The sequence below is a fragment of the Enterococcus sp. DIV2371 genome (assembly GCF_050498525.1).
GTDB classification, from domain to species: Bacteria; Bacillota; Bacilli; order Lactobacillales; family Enterococcaceae; genus Enterococcus_B; species Enterococcus_B mangumiae.
In genome coordinates this window covers 1,665,021-1,679,240 of the sequence record NZ_JBIPAJ010000001.1, presented here as the reverse complement: position 1 = coordinate 1,679,240, position 14,220 = coordinate 1,665,021, and the positions used below count along the sequence as shown (strand labels likewise).

Below are 14,220 nucleotides of genomic sequence, written 5' to 3'. Positions count from 1 at the left end.
AGAACGCTTTTTTCATAACCTGTAAAATTCAAAAATAACTTTGCTTATTTTGGTTTTTACAGGTTATTTTTAGTACCTAATTTTAGCAAAAGCTTTGGCAGTGGCTCGTTTAAAAAGCTCATTACGTTAATGTAAGTTAATCATAGGAAGAATAGATTTCGCCTCATCATCATATTTAGTATGATTTAGAAAGAAAAAAGAATGAGAAAGTGGGAATGGTGATGGGTAAACTAGTCAAAGGATTATTGGTAGTTGCACTTGTTTTAGGAATAGGGGCATTTTTTATCGAATCAAAAACAGAAGGATTTCAAGCATTAACGGATAATTTTTTATCTGATAAAGAAGTAAAAGAGTATTATGTTAAAACTAGTACTGGCGATAAAAAAGGAAATGATTATCTTTATACTTTTGATGGATACGATGAAGCCGGTAATCAGCAAACAGTGAAAAAAATGGTTGATCGCGAGTTACAACAAAATAAATACTTAAAAATCGATGCAAAAGGTCTTCAAGGAAAAGGTTGGAGTGAAATACCAGAAAATGAAGTGCCAGCGAAGGCATTGGAAAAACTCAACTCGTAATGTTTCGGTCGATAAATTTGATTTGACATTAATTACAAACTAATAGGATGAAAGCTCACTAAGATGTATTTATTTCATACATGTCAGGGGGCTTTTTTTATATTTAAAAAGATGTCAGTTTAAGGTCTTGCTTCATTTCGACCGATTAGTATTTCTTTTTTGACAAACCAAACTAGACGTGGTAAAGTAGTTCTACTCAAAACGTAATTATTACGATTTGTATAATATAAAGTGAAATAAAGGAGCAGAATATTAGTGGCAAAAAAATCAAAAATTGCAAAAATGAATAAGCAAGTAGCTTTGATCAATAAATATAGCGAACAACGTCAAGAGTTAAAAGCAGCAAAAGATTATGAAGGGTTAGCTAAGTTACCAAAAGAGTCTAATCCTAATCGTTTGAAATTAAGAGATCTGACGGATGGCCGTCCTCGTGGCTATATGAGAAAGTTCGGGATGTCTCGAATCACGTTTAGAGAACTGGCTCATCAAGGATTGATCCCAGGAGTTAAAAAAGCAAGTTGGTAAAATAGGAGGAAAACAGTCATGGCAGTACCAGCAAGAAAAACATCCAAAGCAAAAAAACGTTTACGTCGAACACATCAACGTCTAACCAAACCAGAGATTTCTTTTGATGAGTTGTCCGGTGATTATCGCCGAAGTCATCATGTTTCGTTAAAGGGCTATTATAAAGGGCGAAAAGTTATCGAATAAACGATTAGTCATTCAAGGAGGTCTCAAGAGATGGAAATTATTTATCCGCCATTAGTCGAGCAAGGAATCAAGTATTATTTGGAAACAGAAAACGAGCCTACTGTAGACAAAGGTGAATTCTACCGAGCAATGGTCGATAAGAAATTGATCACAGAAACTGGACTTCCAACACAACATGCGATTGATCAAGGGTTTATCAAAGACTATTACGAAAAACAGGACCTGTCTTTTGATGAATTTCTATCGATCTATCCATTTTTCCAAGAATATGACTCTGGTTTGTTCAAATGTATTGACGGCTTCTGGGAGATTCCTGTAGACTTGAAAGCAGAATTGATCGAAATGCTTGAAACAGATCAACTAGAGTATGATGACGCACAGCAAATCAACATCTACTTGGAAGATCGCTGAGCATTAAGAGAAAAGAAAATCCAACAAAGGACAATCTAAATGAACAACTTTCGTAAAACAGGTATAAAACCTTGGGATATCATCATTATTTTTGTGTTGATCGTGGCTTCTTTAGTACCGACAATCGTATTTGCTTTGTCATTTGATAAAGAAGAAAGCGAAAATAGTGTCAAGTATGCGGTAGTCAAAATCGATGGCAATGAAGTTGACCGTTTTGATTTAGACGATATCAGCAGTAAGAAGGTGACCTATCACCCATCTGATACACAATATAACATTGTTGAAATCAATGAAGGTAAAATCAGAGTGAAAGAAGATAATAGCCCTGATCAAATCGCTGTAAGAACCGGTTGGATCTCAGAACCAGGACAAACCAGTATTTGTTTACCTCATCGACTAGTGATAACTATCGAACAAGAGGGGCAGTCGGATTATCATATCTATTAAGTAAAGAAAAACTACTATTGTCAGCTTGGATAAAGTTGGGGGTAGTAGTTTTTTGCGGTTTCACTCCAAGTGATGTGAGATGTTGCTGAAAAATAATTTGGAAGATATGAAGTATTTGATCTGTAAAAGAAAGAGTTGGGCTAGTTTTAATGTATCAAAGCATTGAAGTTTCGTAATACAAGTAGGATATACTAATAAAAATTTAGTATTTTCTTTACACACGTGTTAGTACGTGTTATGATATTTTTGTAAGGAGGTATAGTGCAAATGCCGCTTACAGGAAAAGAAATGCTTAGGTTATTGAAGAAAAATGGTTGGATTGAGCGAAGGCAGGAAGGCTCTCACCACCACCTTTATAAAGATGGTGTTAGAATTACTGTTCCTGTTCATGCCAATCAAGATCTCGGTCGAGGACTTGAGCAAAAGATTTTGAAAGATGCGGGATTGAAATAATCTCGCATTTGGCTAGCAGAAAGGGGGAACTGAAATGTTAAGCGAGCCTTTAGCGAAAACATATCCTGCTATTTTTAAACCAGAAGAAGATGGTGGTTACTTCATTGAATTTCCTGATATCCAGGGGGCTTACACAGGGATCAATGAAAATGATATCTCTTATGGAATCGCAATGGCAGAAGAGGTTTTAGGCATGGTTTTGGCGGATTATATCGAGCATGGAGATTCACTACCAGAGCCAACCCCGATCAATCAGATTTCTATAGAAACAGATTCCTTTACGACGTTGATACGTGTAGATGTTGCTAAATATTTAAAAGACACAGAATTGATCAAGAAAACATTAACGATCCCAAGATGGGCGGATACCTTAGGGAAACGTGCTGGTATAAATTTTTCTGTCTTGCTAACAGAATCGATTGCAAATAAAGCCGATGATATCCTCCATCCAAGAAAAAAATAATAGATAAGGCAAGAACCAAAATAAAGCATTATCTGTTTACCTCATCGACTAACGATAACTATCGAACAAGAGGGGCAGTCGGATGATCATATCTATTAAGTAAAGAAAAACTACTATTGTCAGCTTGGATAAAGTTGGGAATAGTAGTTTTTTGATTTTATGAAAAAGCTTTCATAAGTCGCAAATATTTGTTACTTCCTCAAATCAAAGACAAAATACTTCTATTTTTCTATGCTAGAATGTAGTTATTATTAGATAGTAGGGGGAGGCAAATGGTAGCAAACGAAAGACAAATCGAACGAACGATCCAAGAATACGTTCCAGGAAAACAGGTCACACTCGCACATATCATCCCAAATGCTGATCGTGAAGTATTTGTAAAGCTTGGATTGAGCGAGGCGAGTAATGCAATCGGTATTTTAACGATCACTCCAAGTGAAGCGTCGATCATCGGTGCAGATATCGCTAAAAAGTCAGGAGATGTGTCGATCGGTTTCATGGATCGATTTAGTGGATCAGTTGTTTTTACTGGTGAGGTTTCTTCTGTTGAATATGCACTGCAACAAGTCATCCAAACAATGAATACGGTTCTAGGGTTTGATATCCCTGAGATCACAAAAACATAGGATATCCGCAATCACTGATTGTTGATTCGCGAGAAACGGCAGGTGAAAAAATGCGTCGAGTGATTTTTATTGGACAAACAGGTAGTGGTAAAACCACCTTGTCACAGTGGCTACAAAAGAAAGACATTTCTTATCATAAGACTCAGCAAGTGTATTATCTTGATGATTCAATCGATACACCTGGCGAGTTCATGGAGAATCAGTTTTACTATAATGCGTTAGTCAGCGCTTCGATCGAGGCAGAGGTGGTTGCATTCGTTCAAGATATTACAAGCGCTCAAAATTATTTTCCTCCTTATTTTTCATCAAGATTCAACAAAGAAGTAATCGGTGTGATCTCAAAAGTTGACTTAGCAGATGAACAGACACGAGCAAAAGCCCGTGAATTGTTGCAATTAGCTGGTGCATCTAAGATTTTTGAGGTTTCTACCATAACAGGTTTTGGTTTAGACGAATTAGAGAAACACTTGTCTACGAATGGATAGGTGGCAGAAATACGGTTTAAAATAAAGTGCTTCTGTTATCTATTGACCATGATTGTGAAGTAATGTATAATTGGAAATAATAAAAATATAAACACATGATGTTAAGGGAACAAGGTGCGAATCCTTGACAGACCCTTTTTACTGTATATGCAGACGACCCCTCATTTAGCCACTTACGGGAAGGCGAGGTAGTAGGATGAAGCAAAGTCAGGATACCTTACATGATGTGAAAGTGATTTTATTGGGAAAATCATTTTGCGATTCAAACCGATCAATAGACGGCTTGTTTGGTGAAGTGTTTTTTCGAAAACACTTCATTTTTTTTATTGAAAAAAAAGACAGTCGGCCAACTGTCTTTCAGTGGATCAGCTCTTTCTTCTAAATGAAGCGGGAGTTGTTCCGGTCTCTTTTTTGAATAGTTTACAGAAATAACTTGGCTGAGTGTAGCCAATACGGTAGGCGATTTTTTGCACGCTCAAATTCGTTTGAAGCAGTAGTTCTTTTGCTTGTTCGATCCGTTGTTTATTAAGGTAGTTAACGAAACTGATCCCTAATTCTTTTTTGAAAAGTCGGCTAAAATAATAGTGACTCAAATAAACATGGTTTGCTACTTCATCTAGTGTGATGTTGCGCGAGAGATTCTTGTTGATATATTTGATTGCTTTATTGATTTCTCCATGATCGGAGTTAGCTTCTTTATTCTTAGTTTTACCTGTTTTTTCTTTCGATGTACTGAGATTGAATTTGATTCGATCTCTAGGATGGTCTTCTTCTTTTCCGTAATGTTCAGCGATCGTTTCAAAAAGTGAAGCGGCAGCCGTGATTTGTTTCTTATTCACGACACGTACTTTATTACGTGCATGCCTCAGTTCAGCATAGTCCTTCCAATTCGTGATCGATGGGTGGATGCGATCGATTTGATTTTCCTTGATATCAGCTACTTGTACTTGACCAAAAAGTGCAAAGCCATGTAGTTGTCGATCGTATATCAAAGGTAAGGAGATATCAGTCAAGCCAGCATGGCATTGATAGATATGTGGTTTTCCGGTTTTTGATGCTTCTAAACCGCCATAAGCATCACATTTTTGGCACAGATGTTTCAATTGTGGATTTGCGCGTATGGTTTGGCAAAAAGGAGAAAAATTAAACAAATTTGACGTTTCTTTACCGTGGATATCAACTAATACAGCGCCATAATCGACTGCTAATGCAAATTCTTCCATTATCTTGGTAAGTCTATCTAAATAAATTCCTTTTGGATGACCTTGAATCATGCAACAGCCCCCTTTCATCGCACTAATTCTAACAGAAAAACACTAGTTATTGTACAAAACATCACAAATAGTACGATTTTGACTATCAAATGACAAGATTTTAATAGATTGTTTCGCTTAAATTATTAAAATTTAAGCTTATTTGTCGTGTTTTCTTTTTTTATTCACAGCAAATTATTATTATTTTCTAAATTCATAAAAAAAAGATGGAACAATTATTTTCCATCTTTTTTTTATATGATGATATTGTAAGCGCTACTAAAATTAGGAGGTATGACAATGGGTCAAGAAGCTTTAGGCATGATTGAAACTCGAGGATTGATCGGTTCAATCGAAGCAGCAGATGCAATGGTGAAGGCAGCGAATGTAACGTTGATCGGCACTGAAAAAATCGGTTCAGGTCTAGTCACTGTAATGGTCAGAGGAGATGTAGGTGCGGTCAAAGCCGCAGTTGACGCTGGCGTTACAGCAGCAGGGTCTGTTGGGGAAGTCGTTTCAAACTACGTGATTCCTCGTCCTCATTCTGAAGTTGAGAGAGTACTCCCAAATTTAACTGACTGAGGTGATCTGAATGGTTGATAATAATGCAGCAGTAGAAGAAATCTTAAAAAAGGTTTTGAATAAAATCGAATCAAATGAAACAAAGGAAAATACTTCGGGGGGAACAAACAAAATGATTGAAAAACATTGTGGCTTAACAGAATTTGTCGGTGCATCAGAATTTGGCGATACGATTGGTTTGGTGATTGCAAATGTTGATTCATCTTTATTGGATACGATGAAATTAGAGAAAAAATATCGTTCAATCGGTATTGTGGGCGCTCGTACAGGTGCTGGGCCACATATCTTGGCGGCTGACGAAGCAGTTAAAGCAACAAATACAGAAGTGATCTCAATCGAAATGCCTAGAGATACAAAAGGTGGCGCTGGTCATGGATCGATCATCATTTTCGGTGGCGATGATGTTTCAGATGTGAAGCGTGCGGTTGAAGTGACATTAAAAGAAGTAGATACTCGTACGTTTGGTGATGTTTACGCAAATGAAGCGGGCCATATCGAATGTCAATATACTGCTCGAGCGAGTTATGCGTGTAACAAAGTATTTGGTACTCCAGTGGGTAAATCATTTGGTTTGATCGTTGGCGCACCAGCGGCGATCGGTGTAGTAATGGCAGATACAGCAATGAAGGCAGCGAATATCGAAGTTGTTAGTTATGCAACACCACAAAATGGCCAAAACTTTTCAAATGAGGTAACGATGACATTTAGTGGCGATTCAGGAGCTGTACGTCAAGCGGTGATCTCTGCGCGTGAAATCGGTATCAAATTATTAGGTACATTGGGCAGCGAACCAACGAATGATCAGCCATCATATATTTAAATTGGAGAGTGAGTTAATAGATGAAATCGAAACGATTTGAAGAATTATCAAAAAGACCTGTAAACCAAGATGGATTTGTTGATGAGTGGATAGACGAAGGTCTGATCGCCATGCAAAGTCCCAATGATCCAAAGCCAAGCATCAAGATCGTTGCTGGTGAGGTCGTTGAATTAGATGGAAAAGCAAAAGAAGATTTTGATTTGATCGATGCGTATATCGCGCAGTATGGCATTGACATCACACGTGCAGAAGAAGTAATGCAGATGTCATCCAAAGAATTAGCGAATAAAATCGTTGATCCAAACATTTGCCGTGAAGAAATCATTCAATTGACGACTTCAGCAACACCAGCAAAAATCAATGAAGTTGTTGGCTACATGAATGTGGTTGAAATGATGATGGCGGTTCAAAAAATGCGCGCACGTCGTCGTCCAACAACACAATCTCACGTAACGAACTTACGTGATAACCCTGTTCAGATTGCTGCGGATGCCGCTGAAGGCGCTCTACGTGGATTTGATGAGCAGGAAACAACAGTCGCGGTTGCACGTTATGCACCGTTTAATGCAATCTCGATCATGATTGGTTCACAAGTTGGACGCCCAGGCGTATTGACACAGTGTTCATTGGAAGAAGCAACTGAGCTTGACCTTGGTATGAGAGGGTTCACTGCGTATGCTGAAACGATTTCTGTTTATGGTACAGAGAAAGTATTTACTGATGGCGATGATACACCTTGGTCGAAAGGGTTCCTTGCTTCATGTTATGCGTCTCGTGGCTTGAAAATGCGTTTCACTTCTGGGACAGGTTCAGAAGTACAAATGGGTTATGCAGAAGGCAAATCGATGTTGTATTTAGAAACTAGATGTATCTATCTAACAAAAGCAGCGGGTGTGCAAGGATTGCAAAATGGTTCGATCAGTTGTATCGGTATCCCAGGTGCGGTGCCTTCAGGAATCCGTGCGGTCTTAGCAGAAAACTTGATTGCGATGTTGCTTGACCTTGAAGTGGCTTCTGGAAATGACCAGACATTCTCTCATTCAGATATCCGTAGAACGGCTCGTTTATTGATGCAATTCTTACCAGGAACTGATTATATTTCTTCAGGATACTCTGCTACGCCAAACTATGACAATATGTTTGCGGGTTCAAACTTTGATGCGGATGATTTTGATGACTACAACATCTTACAGCGTGACCTGCGTGTTGACGGTGGATTACGTCCTGTAGAAGAAGCAGAAGTGATCAAAGTTCGTAATAAAGCAGCAAAAGCGATGCAAGCGTTATTTGCAGAATTAGGGTTACCAACGATCACAGACGAAGAAGTAGAGGCAGCAACTTACGCTCGTGGTTCTGATGACATGCCTGCTCGTGACATGGTTCAAGATATCAAAGGAGCAGAAGAGTTGTTAGCGAGTGGGGCTACTGGGTTAGATCTAGTGAAAGCTTTATCTAAAACAGGTTTTGAAGATGTCGCTGTCAGTGTGTTGAATCTATTGAAACAGCGTGTTGCCGGAGACTTCTTACAAACTTCTTCTATCTTTGATAAAGATTGGAATGTCATCTCTGCTGTCAATGATAAAAATGACTATGCAGGACCAGGAACTGGGCATCGTCTAGATGGCTCAGAGTGGGAAAAAGTGAAAGCAATTCCTAACGCAATCAACCCGCAGGATATATAGGAGGAGTATGAAATGGCAGAAATCAACGAAAATTTATTAAGATCGATCATTCAAGAAGTCTTGACTGAAATGGATACAAATAAAACTGACCAAACAGTAGCATTCAAAAGCACACCGTCTACTGTTGCAGCGGCAGATAACAACTCTGAATCTTGGTTCCGTTCCATCGGTGTTGCTCAACCCGGCAATGCACCAGATGAAGTGGTTATCGCAGTTGGACCTGCATTTGCGGCATCTCAAACAACGAGTATCATTGGCTTGAGTCATAAAGATATCTTGAAGCAAATCATTGCAGGAATCGAAGAGGAAGGCTTAAAAGCTCGTGTAGTCAAAGTATTCCGTTCTTCAGACGTGGCATTTGTTGCCGTTGAAGGAGACAAGCTTTCTGGTTCAGGTATTTGCGTGTCGATCCAATCAAAAGGAACAGCGATCATTCACCAAAAAGATTTAAAACCATTGTCAAATCTTGAATTATTCCCACAAGCGCCACTGATCACACTTGAAACGTATCGTGCGATCGGTAAAAATGCAGCGAAATATGCAAAAGGGGAATCACCAAATCCAGTTCCGATGATGAACGACCAAATGGCACGTCCAAAATACCAAGCACAATCTGCTTTACTTCACATCAAAGAAACAAAGCATGTTGTCATTGGGAAACCAGCAGAAGAAATTGCTGTAACATTATAACGAGGTGAAACAGATGAACGAACAGACATTAGAAAGCTTGGTAAGAAATATCTTACAAGATATGAACAATAAACCGACTGGAACAACTGAAGTTGCAAGTGGCACCCAAGCGACGACTGCTGACTATCCAATTGCTGTCAAACATCCAGAATGGGTAAAAACAAAAACAGGCAAAACATTAGAAGATATCACATTGGCTAATGTATTGAATGGCTCGTTGACACCCGAAGACTTGAAGATCACACCATCGATCTTAAAAGCACAAGGTGAGATTGCGCACAGTGCCGGACGTAAAACGATTTCTTCTAACTTTGATCGTGCCGCAGAATTGACAGCGGTTCCTGATGAGCGTGTTTTAGCGATGTACAATGCGTTACGCCCGTATCGCTCAAGCAAGCAAGAATTGCTGGACATTGCGGATGAGTTGGAAACAAAATACAATGCGAAAATCTCTGCTGCTTATTTCCGTGAAGCAAGTGAGCATTACGAAACACGTAAGAAGCTTAAAGGGGATAATTAAGAGATCTTCAGTTATCGGGAGGAATATGCATGAAACGTATTATAGGTATTGATATTGGAAATTCCTCAACGGAGATCGCACTTGCAGAGATCGATAAGAATGATCAAATTCATTTTCTACAATCGGCTATTACTGAAACAACGGGGATCAAAGGAACGAAGAAGAATCTCTTTGGGATCTATAAAGCAATCAATGAAGCTTGCGCAAAAAATGATCTGACCATCTCCGATATCGATTTGATCCGTATCAACGAAGCAACGCCTGTCATCGGTGACGTGGCGATGGAAATGATCACTGAAACGATCATCACCGAATCAACGATGATCGGTCACAATCCTAAAACGCCTGGTGGGCATGGTTTAGGTGTAGGGAAAACGATCAAATTATCAGAATTAGTCAAAAAAACATTCAGCGATGACGACTATGTCGTCGTCGTTGAAAAGGAAATCGAATTTGACCAAGCGGCGAAATGGATCAACCAGATCGTTGAAAACAATATTCGGGTCACAGGTGCGATCCTTCAAAGCGATGATGGGGTGTTAGTCAATAATCGCTTGACCCATAAAATCCCGATCATTGACGAAGTGGCGTATATTGAAAAAATCCCATTGGGTATGTTAGCTGCGGTTGAAGTAGCGCCAGCTGGTCAAGGGGTTGCTCAATTATCGAATCCATATGGTATTGCGACTGTATTTGAACTTGATTCAGAAGCGACAAAAAGTATCGTTCCTATGGCTCGTGCGTTGATTGGCAACCGTTCTGCCGTCGTGATCAAGACACCGCAAGGCGATGTGCAAGCACGTGTGATTCCAGCAGGCAGCATCGAGGTCAAGGGAGGGAATCGTCGCAAGATCGTGGAAATCTCTGCTGGTGCAGAAGATATCATGACGGCGATGAGTTCTTTTGCCGAGATCGACAATGTGACTGGTGAATCAGGTACAAACGTCGGTGGGATGTTGGAGAAAGTTCGGTTAACGATGGCGAATCTAACGGAACGTCCGCTCGCAGAGATTTTCATCCAAGACTTACTTGCAGTTGATACTTTTGTTCCAATCGAAGTCAAAGGCGGTGTTGCCGGTGAATTCTCAATGGAACAGGCAGTTGGTATCGCTTCAATGGTCAAATCGGATCATTTGCAAATGTCGAAAATCGCACAGTCGATTGAAGAAGATTTGAAAACACCGGTTGAGATTGGCGGTGCGGAAGCAGAGGCGGCGATTCTAGGGGCTTTGACGACGCCGGGTACAAGCACACCTTTAGCGATTTTAGATTTAGGTGCTGGTTCTACCGATGCGTCGATCATTGGGGATCAAACCGTTTCTGCTACTCATTTAGCTGGTGCGGGAGATATGGTGACATTATTGATCAAGTCGGAGTTAGGGATTGATGATATTTATTTAGCCGAAGATGTCAAAAAATATCCTTTGGCAAAAGTAGAGAATATTTTCTATATCCGTCATGAAGATGGCAGTGTGCAATTCTTTGAGGAACCTTTAGATCCTCACTTATTTGCAAAAGTTGTCGTTGTCAAACCAGAAGGCCTCATTCCGATTCCGCTAGATATTTCAATCGAAAAAATCAAATTAGTTAGACAGACAGCGAAAAAGAGAGTGTTTGTCACAAACACGATCCGAGCATTGAAACGTGTCAGCCCGACTGGCAATATCCGTGACATTCCATTTGTTGTGATCGTCGGAGGTTCGGCGCTTGATTTTGAGATTCCTCAAATCGTGACAGATGCGTTATCTCACTATGGGTTAGTTGCTGGGCAAGGGAATGTGCGTGCATGTGAAGGTCCTAGAAATGCCGTCGCTACTGGCTTGATCCTTTCACATCTGAGGGGGAATGAACATGGATAGACCTTCGATCATCATCTACGTAGATGGAATCGACGAAGCAATCTTGACCTCATTACTCTATGGGATAGAAGAAGAGAGCATTCCGTATAAGTTAGAAGCAAAAGCGTTCAATAATGCAGCCCAAGCGGCATACGAAGCGGCTTTAGCTTCTCCATTACAAGTAGGGATCGGCGGAAGCAAGGATACACTTTGCTTACACCATAAAAGCTTGAAAAGAGAAGCACCCTATCAAGTATTGCAACATGTTTCAATCGTCCCTTCCACGATTTTGAGAAACTTAGGAAGCAATGCTGCACGGATCGTCAAAAGCATTCCGTTAAAATCACTGGAATTATTGGAGGTGAATCAATGAACCAAGCAATTGGATTGATCGAATCAACAGGATTAGCCAGTGCTATCAACCTTTCTGATATCATGGTGAAATCCGCAAATATTGAACTTTTGAGTATAGAAAAGACTAAAGGATTTGGCTGGATGACCGTTATGGTCCAAGGCGATGTTGGTGCTGTAAAAGCAGCAATCGATGCCGCAAAATCCGCCGCGATCTCGATGGATGCCTACGTCTCTTCTCTGGTTATTCCAAGACCAGGAGACAATATTCTTCATGTCTTCTCTTCAAAAGAAGAAAAAGCTGAACCAAAGCAAGAAGAAGCGCCTATCGCTAAGGTTGAGGAAACAGCAACGAAGCAAGAATCCTCAACTGAAAAAGCTGTAGAGACGAAGAGTGAAGAAGTGCCAGTTATCAAAGAAGATAAAACGACACTTCCTACAAGTCCTGTCGATACAGTGTCTGACAAAGCTAAAACCCCAAAAGATCCACCAAAAAAAGGAAACAAAACTGGGGCAAAGAAAAATAAAAAAAACTAGGAGGAACACGTAAATGAATGATGCATTAGGAATGATCGAAACAAAAGGTTTAGTAGGAGCTGTTGAAGCAGCTGACGCAATGGTCAAAGCAGCAAACGTACAATTGATTGGAACAGAAAAAATCGGTTCTGGTTTAGTAACGATCATGGTGCGCGGAGATGTTGGCGCAGTCAAAGCAGCGACAGATGCTGGTTCTGCTGCGGCTGAACGTGTAGGTGAAGTGGTTTCTGTACACGTGATCCCACGCCCACATCATGATGTGAATAAACTATTAGCTGGTCAAGACAATGCTTGATTTTTCAAAAGCTGAGTTGAAAGAAATCGTCCGGAAAGTGATCGCAGATCTTGATCAAACCTTTCCGATCGGGATCTCAAATCGTCATATCCATCTGACACCAGCTCACTTTGAACAGCTTTTTCCTGGACAAAACATTGAGCGATTACGTGAGTTGAAACAACCTGGGGAGTTTGCAGCAAAGCAAACGGTGACGTTGATCGGTCCAAAGGGAAAGATCGAACGAGTAAGAATCCTTGGTCCGTTTCGCAATCGTTCACAAGTGGAAGTTTCAAAAACCGATGCGCGTCTGTTAGGGATCAATCCACCGATCAAGCTTTCTGGTGATCTTGACGAAGCAGTTGAAATCACTTTGATGACTGAAGCTGCTACAATCACGATTCCAGCTGCCATCATTGCACAACGTCATATCCATTTGAATCTTGAGGATATGAAACGTTTGGATCTGGCTAAAGATGAGTTGGTATCAGTCGAAATTTTATCTGGTGAACGAGCAACTGTCTATCATGAAGTTGCCTTACGTCCACATGAAAAATTTATTATGGAAATGCACATCGACACAGATGAAGCGAACGCAGCCAATGTGACTACTGAAACTAGAGCAAGGATCATTCGTTGATCAGAAGGAGCAAGAGATGCAAGGAATTGAGAAAGCGAATCAGTTACTAGAATCTTTCGAAAAAATCGTCCATTCTTTTGTACCAACTGATCATACGGCGGCTGATGGCTATAAAGTAGGCGTCGATCTGGGAACGGCTTCAATCGTATTAGTTGTTTTAGATGCCAACAATCAACCGTTATTCGGTGCTTTCAAAGAAGCGAAGGTGATTCGAGACGGTTTGGTGGTTGATTATCAAAAAGCGGTGAAAATCGTCGAAGCTTTGAGGGAAGAAGCGGAGGCTGCTTTAGGGTTTGAACTGAAAGCAGCTTCCGGGGCTATCCCCCCAGGAACGATCGGCAACAACAAAAAAGTAGTAGCAAACGTCATTGAAAGTGCGGGGATGGAAATCGATCAGTTAGTGGATGAGCCGTCAGCGGCTGCCTTGACACTTGATATTTCAGACGGTGCAGTCATTGATATCGGGGGCGGAACGACGGGCATCAGCATCTTAAAGAATGGCGAAGTCGCATTCGTTGATGATGAACCGACTGGCGGAACGCATATGACGCTAGTGATTGCAGGGTATCATGGAGTGGACACTGATGAAGCGGAGAAAATCAAGAGAAATCCCAAAAATGAAGCGGAGAATTTTACGATTTGTCGTCCAGTGATTCAAAAAATGGCGACGATCGCAAAAAATATGTTGGATGCACATCCAATCGAACCGATTTTTGTTGTCGGCGGGGCTGCTTATTTTACACAGTTCGAAGAAGAAATGAGTAGTGTCATTGGCAAGGAAGTATTGAAACCCATTCATCCGCAATTCGTTACACCGATCGGCATAGCGATGGCTTCTGAAGTCATCGTGGAATAG

General features: G+C 40.4%; 21 protein-coding genes and 1 riboswitch. Of the genes, 20 read left to right on the top strand and 1 reads right to left on the bottom strand.

The window, feature by feature from the left end:
- The first annotated feature begins 221 nt into the window (after nt 1–221).
- The 9 genes from IGL24_RS07905 to IGL24_RS07865 all read left to right on the top strand — a co-directional run bounded on the left by IGL24_RS07905 (nt 222) and on the right by IGL24_RS07865 (nt 4,177).
- Nucleotides 222–581 carry a YxeA family protein gene (locus IGL24_RS07905; protein WP_207115605.1) on the top strand — a complete coding sequence of 120 codons (360 nt, stop codon included), beginning with the start codon at nt 222–224 and terminating at the stop codon, nt 579–581.
- Nucleotides 582–836: 255 nt separating this feature from the next.
- The gene (rpsN, locus tag IGL24_RS07900; RefSeq protein WP_206858896.1) at nt 837–1,106 is read left to right on the top strand and encodes a 30S ribosomal protein S14; all 270 of its coding nucleotides are present in this window, start codon (nt 837–839) and stop codon (nt 1,104–1,106) included.
- 18 nt (nt 1,107–1,124) lie between these two features.
- Nucleotides 1,125–1,292, top strand: coding sequence for a 50S ribosomal protein L32 (gene rpmF, locus IGL24_RS07895; protein WP_207699569.1), 168 nt, complete (start codon nt 1,125–1,127; stop codon nt 1,290–1,292).
- A gap of 30 nt (nt 1,293–1,322) precedes the next feature.
- On the top strand, nt 1,323–1,703 hold the full coding sequence (locus IGL24_RS07890; protein ID WP_206858901.1) for a hypothetical protein: 381 nt from the start codon (nt 1,323–1,325) through the stop codon (nt 1,701–1,703).
- Between the two features lie 39 nt (nt 1,704–1,742).
- Nucleotides 1,743–2,150 (top strand): NusG domain II-containing protein, encoded by a 408-nt coding sequence (locus IGL24_RS07885; protein ID WP_206858902.1) that lies wholly within the window; start codon nt 1,743–1,745, stop codon nt 2,148–2,150.
- Between the two features lie 267 nt (nt 2,151–2,417).
- Nucleotides 2,418–2,603, top strand: coding sequence for a type II toxin-antitoxin system HicA family toxin (locus IGL24_RS07880; protein WP_207699570.1), 186 nt, complete (start codon nt 2,418–2,420; stop codon nt 2,601–2,603).
- A gap of 34 nt (nt 2,604–2,637) precedes the next feature.
- Nucleotides 2,638–3,066, top strand: a complete 429-nt coding sequence (locus IGL24_RS07875) for a type II toxin-antitoxin system HicB family antitoxin (RefSeq protein ID WP_207115608.1) — start codon at nt 2,638–2,640, stop codon at nt 3,064–3,066.
- 272 nt (nt 3,067–3,338) lie between these two features.
- On the top strand, nt 3,339–3,692 hold the full coding sequence (locus IGL24_RS07870) for a BMC domain-containing protein (protein ID WP_206858906.1): 354 nt from the start codon (nt 3,339–3,341) through the stop codon (nt 3,690–3,692).
- A 50-nt stretch (nt 3,693–3,742) separates the two neighbouring features.
- Entirely contained in the window at nt 3,743–4,177 is a 435-nt protein-coding gene (locus IGL24_RS07865; protein WP_207699571.1) for a EutP/PduV family microcompartment system protein, read from the top strand.
- A 46-nt stretch (nt 4,178–4,223) separates the two neighbouring features.
- A riboswitch (cobalamin riboswitch) is annotated at nt 4,224–4,415 on the top strand.
- A gap of 127 nt (nt 4,416–4,542) precedes the next feature.
- Here IGL24_RS07865 and IGL24_RS07860 read toward each other — a convergent pair.
- Nucleotides 4,543–5,451 (bottom strand): PocR ligand-binding domain-containing protein, encoded by a 909-nt coding sequence (locus tag IGL24_RS07860; protein WP_207699572.1) that lies wholly within the window; start codon nt 5,449–5,451, stop codon nt 4,543–4,545.
- A 279-nt stretch (nt 5,452–5,730) separates the two neighbouring features.
- On the opposite strand from IGL24_RS07860, the gene IGL24_RS07855 reads away from it, so the two are divergent.
- Genes IGL24_RS07855 through eutJ form a run of 11 tightly spaced genes read left to right on the top strand, consistent with a single transcriptional unit; the run spans nt 5,731 to nt 14,220 of the window.
- Complete coding sequence (locus IGL24_RS07855; RefSeq protein ID WP_207699573.1) at nt 5,731–6,012, top strand: BMC domain-containing protein; 282 nt, start codon at nt 5,731–5,733, stop codon at nt 6,010–6,012.
- Nucleotides 6,013–6,022: 10 nt separating this feature from the next.
- Nucleotides 6,023–6,832 (top strand): propanediol utilization microcompartment protein PduB, encoded by an 810-nt coding sequence (pduB, locus tag IGL24_RS07850; protein ID WP_206858914.1) that lies wholly within the window; start codon nt 6,023–6,025, stop codon nt 6,830–6,832.
- 20 nt (nt 6,833–6,852) lie between these two features.
- The gene (locus IGL24_RS07845) at nt 6,853–8,514 is read left to right on the top strand and encodes a propanediol/glycerol family dehydratase large subunit (protein WP_206858916.1); all 1,662 of its coding nucleotides are present in this window, start codon (nt 6,853–6,855) and stop codon (nt 8,512–8,514) included.
- A 12-nt stretch (nt 8,515–8,526) separates the two neighbouring features.
- Nucleotides 8,527–9,204: a propanediol/glycerol family dehydratase medium subunit gene (locus tag IGL24_RS07840; RefSeq protein WP_429968423.1), complete on the top strand. Its 678-nt coding sequence runs from the start codon at nt 8,527–8,529 to the stop codon at nt 9,202–9,204.
- A gap of 13 nt (nt 9,205–9,217) precedes the next feature.
- Entirely contained in the window at nt 9,218–9,724 is a 507-nt protein-coding gene (locus IGL24_RS07835; RefSeq protein ID WP_206858918.1) for a diol dehydratase small subunit, read from the top strand.
- Between the two features lie 29 nt (nt 9,725–9,753).
- A complete protein-coding gene (locus tag IGL24_RS07830; protein ID WP_429968422.1) occupies nt 9,754–11,583 on the top strand; it encodes a diol dehydratase reactivase subunit alpha in 1,830 nt (609 codons plus the stop codon).
- Complete coding sequence (locus tag IGL24_RS07825) at nt 11,576–11,935, top strand: glycerol dehydratase reactivase beta/small subunit family protein (RefSeq protein WP_206858921.1); 360 nt, start codon at nt 11,576–11,578, stop codon at nt 11,933–11,935. Before IGL24_RS07830 ends, IGL24_RS07825 begins: the two co-directional genes overlap by 8 nt.
- Nucleotides 11,932–12,450: a BMC domain-containing protein gene (locus IGL24_RS07820; protein WP_207699575.1), complete on the top strand. Its 519-nt coding sequence runs from the start codon at nt 11,932–11,934 to the stop codon at nt 12,448–12,450. Before IGL24_RS07825 ends, IGL24_RS07820 begins: the two co-directional genes overlap by 4 nt.
- Before the next feature lie 13 nt (nt 12,451–12,463).
- The gene (locus IGL24_RS07815; RefSeq protein WP_206858931.1) at nt 12,464–12,745 is read left to right on the top strand and encodes a BMC domain-containing protein; all 282 of its coding nucleotides are present in this window, start codon (nt 12,464–12,466) and stop codon (nt 12,743–12,745) included.
- Nucleotides 12,738–13,364, top strand: coding sequence for a phosphate propanoyltransferase (gene pduL, locus IGL24_RS07810; RefSeq protein ID WP_207115612.1), 627 nt, complete (start codon nt 12,738–12,740; stop codon nt 13,362–13,364). The genes IGL24_RS07815 and pduL overlap by 8 nt, the downstream gene beginning before the upstream one ends.
- 16 nt (nt 13,365–13,380) lie before the next feature.
- Nucleotides 13,381–14,220, top strand: coding sequence for an ethanolamine utilization protein EutJ (eutJ, locus tag IGL24_RS07805; RefSeq protein ID WP_206858937.1), 840 nt, complete (start codon nt 13,381–13,383; stop codon nt 14,218–14,220).

Excerpts from the sequence above, each read along its gene's own strand:
- IGL24_RS07905 (WP_207115605.1), top strand. The coding sequence starts at position 222 with ATGGGTAAACTAGTCAAAGGATTATTGGTAGTTGCACTTGTTTTAGGA.
- rpmF (WP_207699569.1), top strand. The coding sequence starts at position 1,125 with ATGGCAGTACCAGCAAGAAAAACATCCAAAGCAAAAAAACGTTTACGT.
- IGL24_RS07890 (WP_206858901.1), top strand. The coding sequence starts at position 1,323 with ATGGAAATTATTTATCCGCCATTAGTCGAGCAAGGAATCAAGTATTAT.
- IGL24_RS07885 (WP_206858902.1), top strand. The coding sequence starts at position 1,743 with ATGAACAACTTTCGTAAAACAGGTATAAAACCTTGGGATATCATCATT.
- IGL24_RS07880 (WP_207699570.1), top strand. The coding sequence starts at position 2,418 with ATGCCGCTTACAGGAAAAGAAATGCTTAGGTTATTGAAGAAAAATGGT.
- IGL24_RS07875 (WP_207115608.1), top strand. The coding sequence starts at position 2,638 with ATGTTAAGCGAGCCTTTAGCGAAAACATATCCTGCTATTTTTAAACCA.
- IGL24_RS07870 (WP_206858906.1), top strand. The coding sequence starts at position 3,339 with ATGGTAGCAAACGAAAGACAAATCGAACGAACGATCCAAGAATACGTT.
- IGL24_RS07865 (WP_207699571.1), top strand. The coding sequence starts at position 3,743 with ATGCGTCGAGTGATTTTTATTGGACAAACAGGTAGTGGTAAAACCACC.
- IGL24_RS07860 (WP_207699572.1), bottom strand. The coding sequence starts at position 5,451 with ATGATTCAAGGTCATCCAAAAGGAATTTATTTAGATAGACTTACCAAG.
- IGL24_RS07855 (WP_207699573.1), top strand. The coding sequence starts at position 5,731 with ATGGGTCAAGAAGCTTTAGGCATGATTGAAACTCGAGGATTGATCGGT.
- pduB (WP_206858914.1), top strand. The coding sequence starts at position 6,023 with ATGGTTGATAATAATGCAGCAGTAGAAGAAATCTTAAAAAAGGTTTTG.
- IGL24_RS07845 (WP_206858916.1), top strand. The coding sequence starts at position 6,853 with ATGAAATCGAAACGATTTGAAGAATTATCAAAAAGACCTGTAAACCAA.
- IGL24_RS07840 (WP_429968423.1), top strand. The coding sequence starts at position 8,527 with ATGGCAGAAATCAACGAAAATTTATTAAGATCGATCATTCAAGAAGTC.
- IGL24_RS07835 (WP_206858918.1), top strand. The coding sequence starts at position 9,218 with ATGAACGAACAGACATTAGAAAGCTTGGTAAGAAATATCTTACAAGAT.
- IGL24_RS07830 (WP_429968422.1), top strand. The coding sequence starts at position 9,754 with ATGAAACGTATTATAGGTATTGATATTGGAAATTCCTCAACGGAGATC.
- IGL24_RS07825 (WP_206858921.1), top strand. The coding sequence starts at position 11,576 with ATGGATAGACCTTCGATCATCATCTACGTAGATGGAATCGACGAAGCA.
- IGL24_RS07820 (WP_207699575.1), top strand. The coding sequence starts at position 11,932 with ATGAACCAAGCAATTGGATTGATCGAATCAACAGGATTAGCCAGTGCT.
- IGL24_RS07815 (WP_206858931.1), top strand. The coding sequence starts at position 12,464 with ATGAATGATGCATTAGGAATGATCGAAACAAAAGGTTTAGTAGGAGCT.
- pduL (WP_207115612.1), top strand. The coding sequence starts at position 12,738 with ATGCTTGATTTTTCAAAAGCTGAGTTGAAAGAAATCGTCCGGAAAGTG.
- eutJ (WP_206858937.1), top strand. The coding sequence starts at position 13,381 with ATGCAAGGAATTGAGAAAGCGAATCAGTTACTAGAATCTTTCGAAAAA.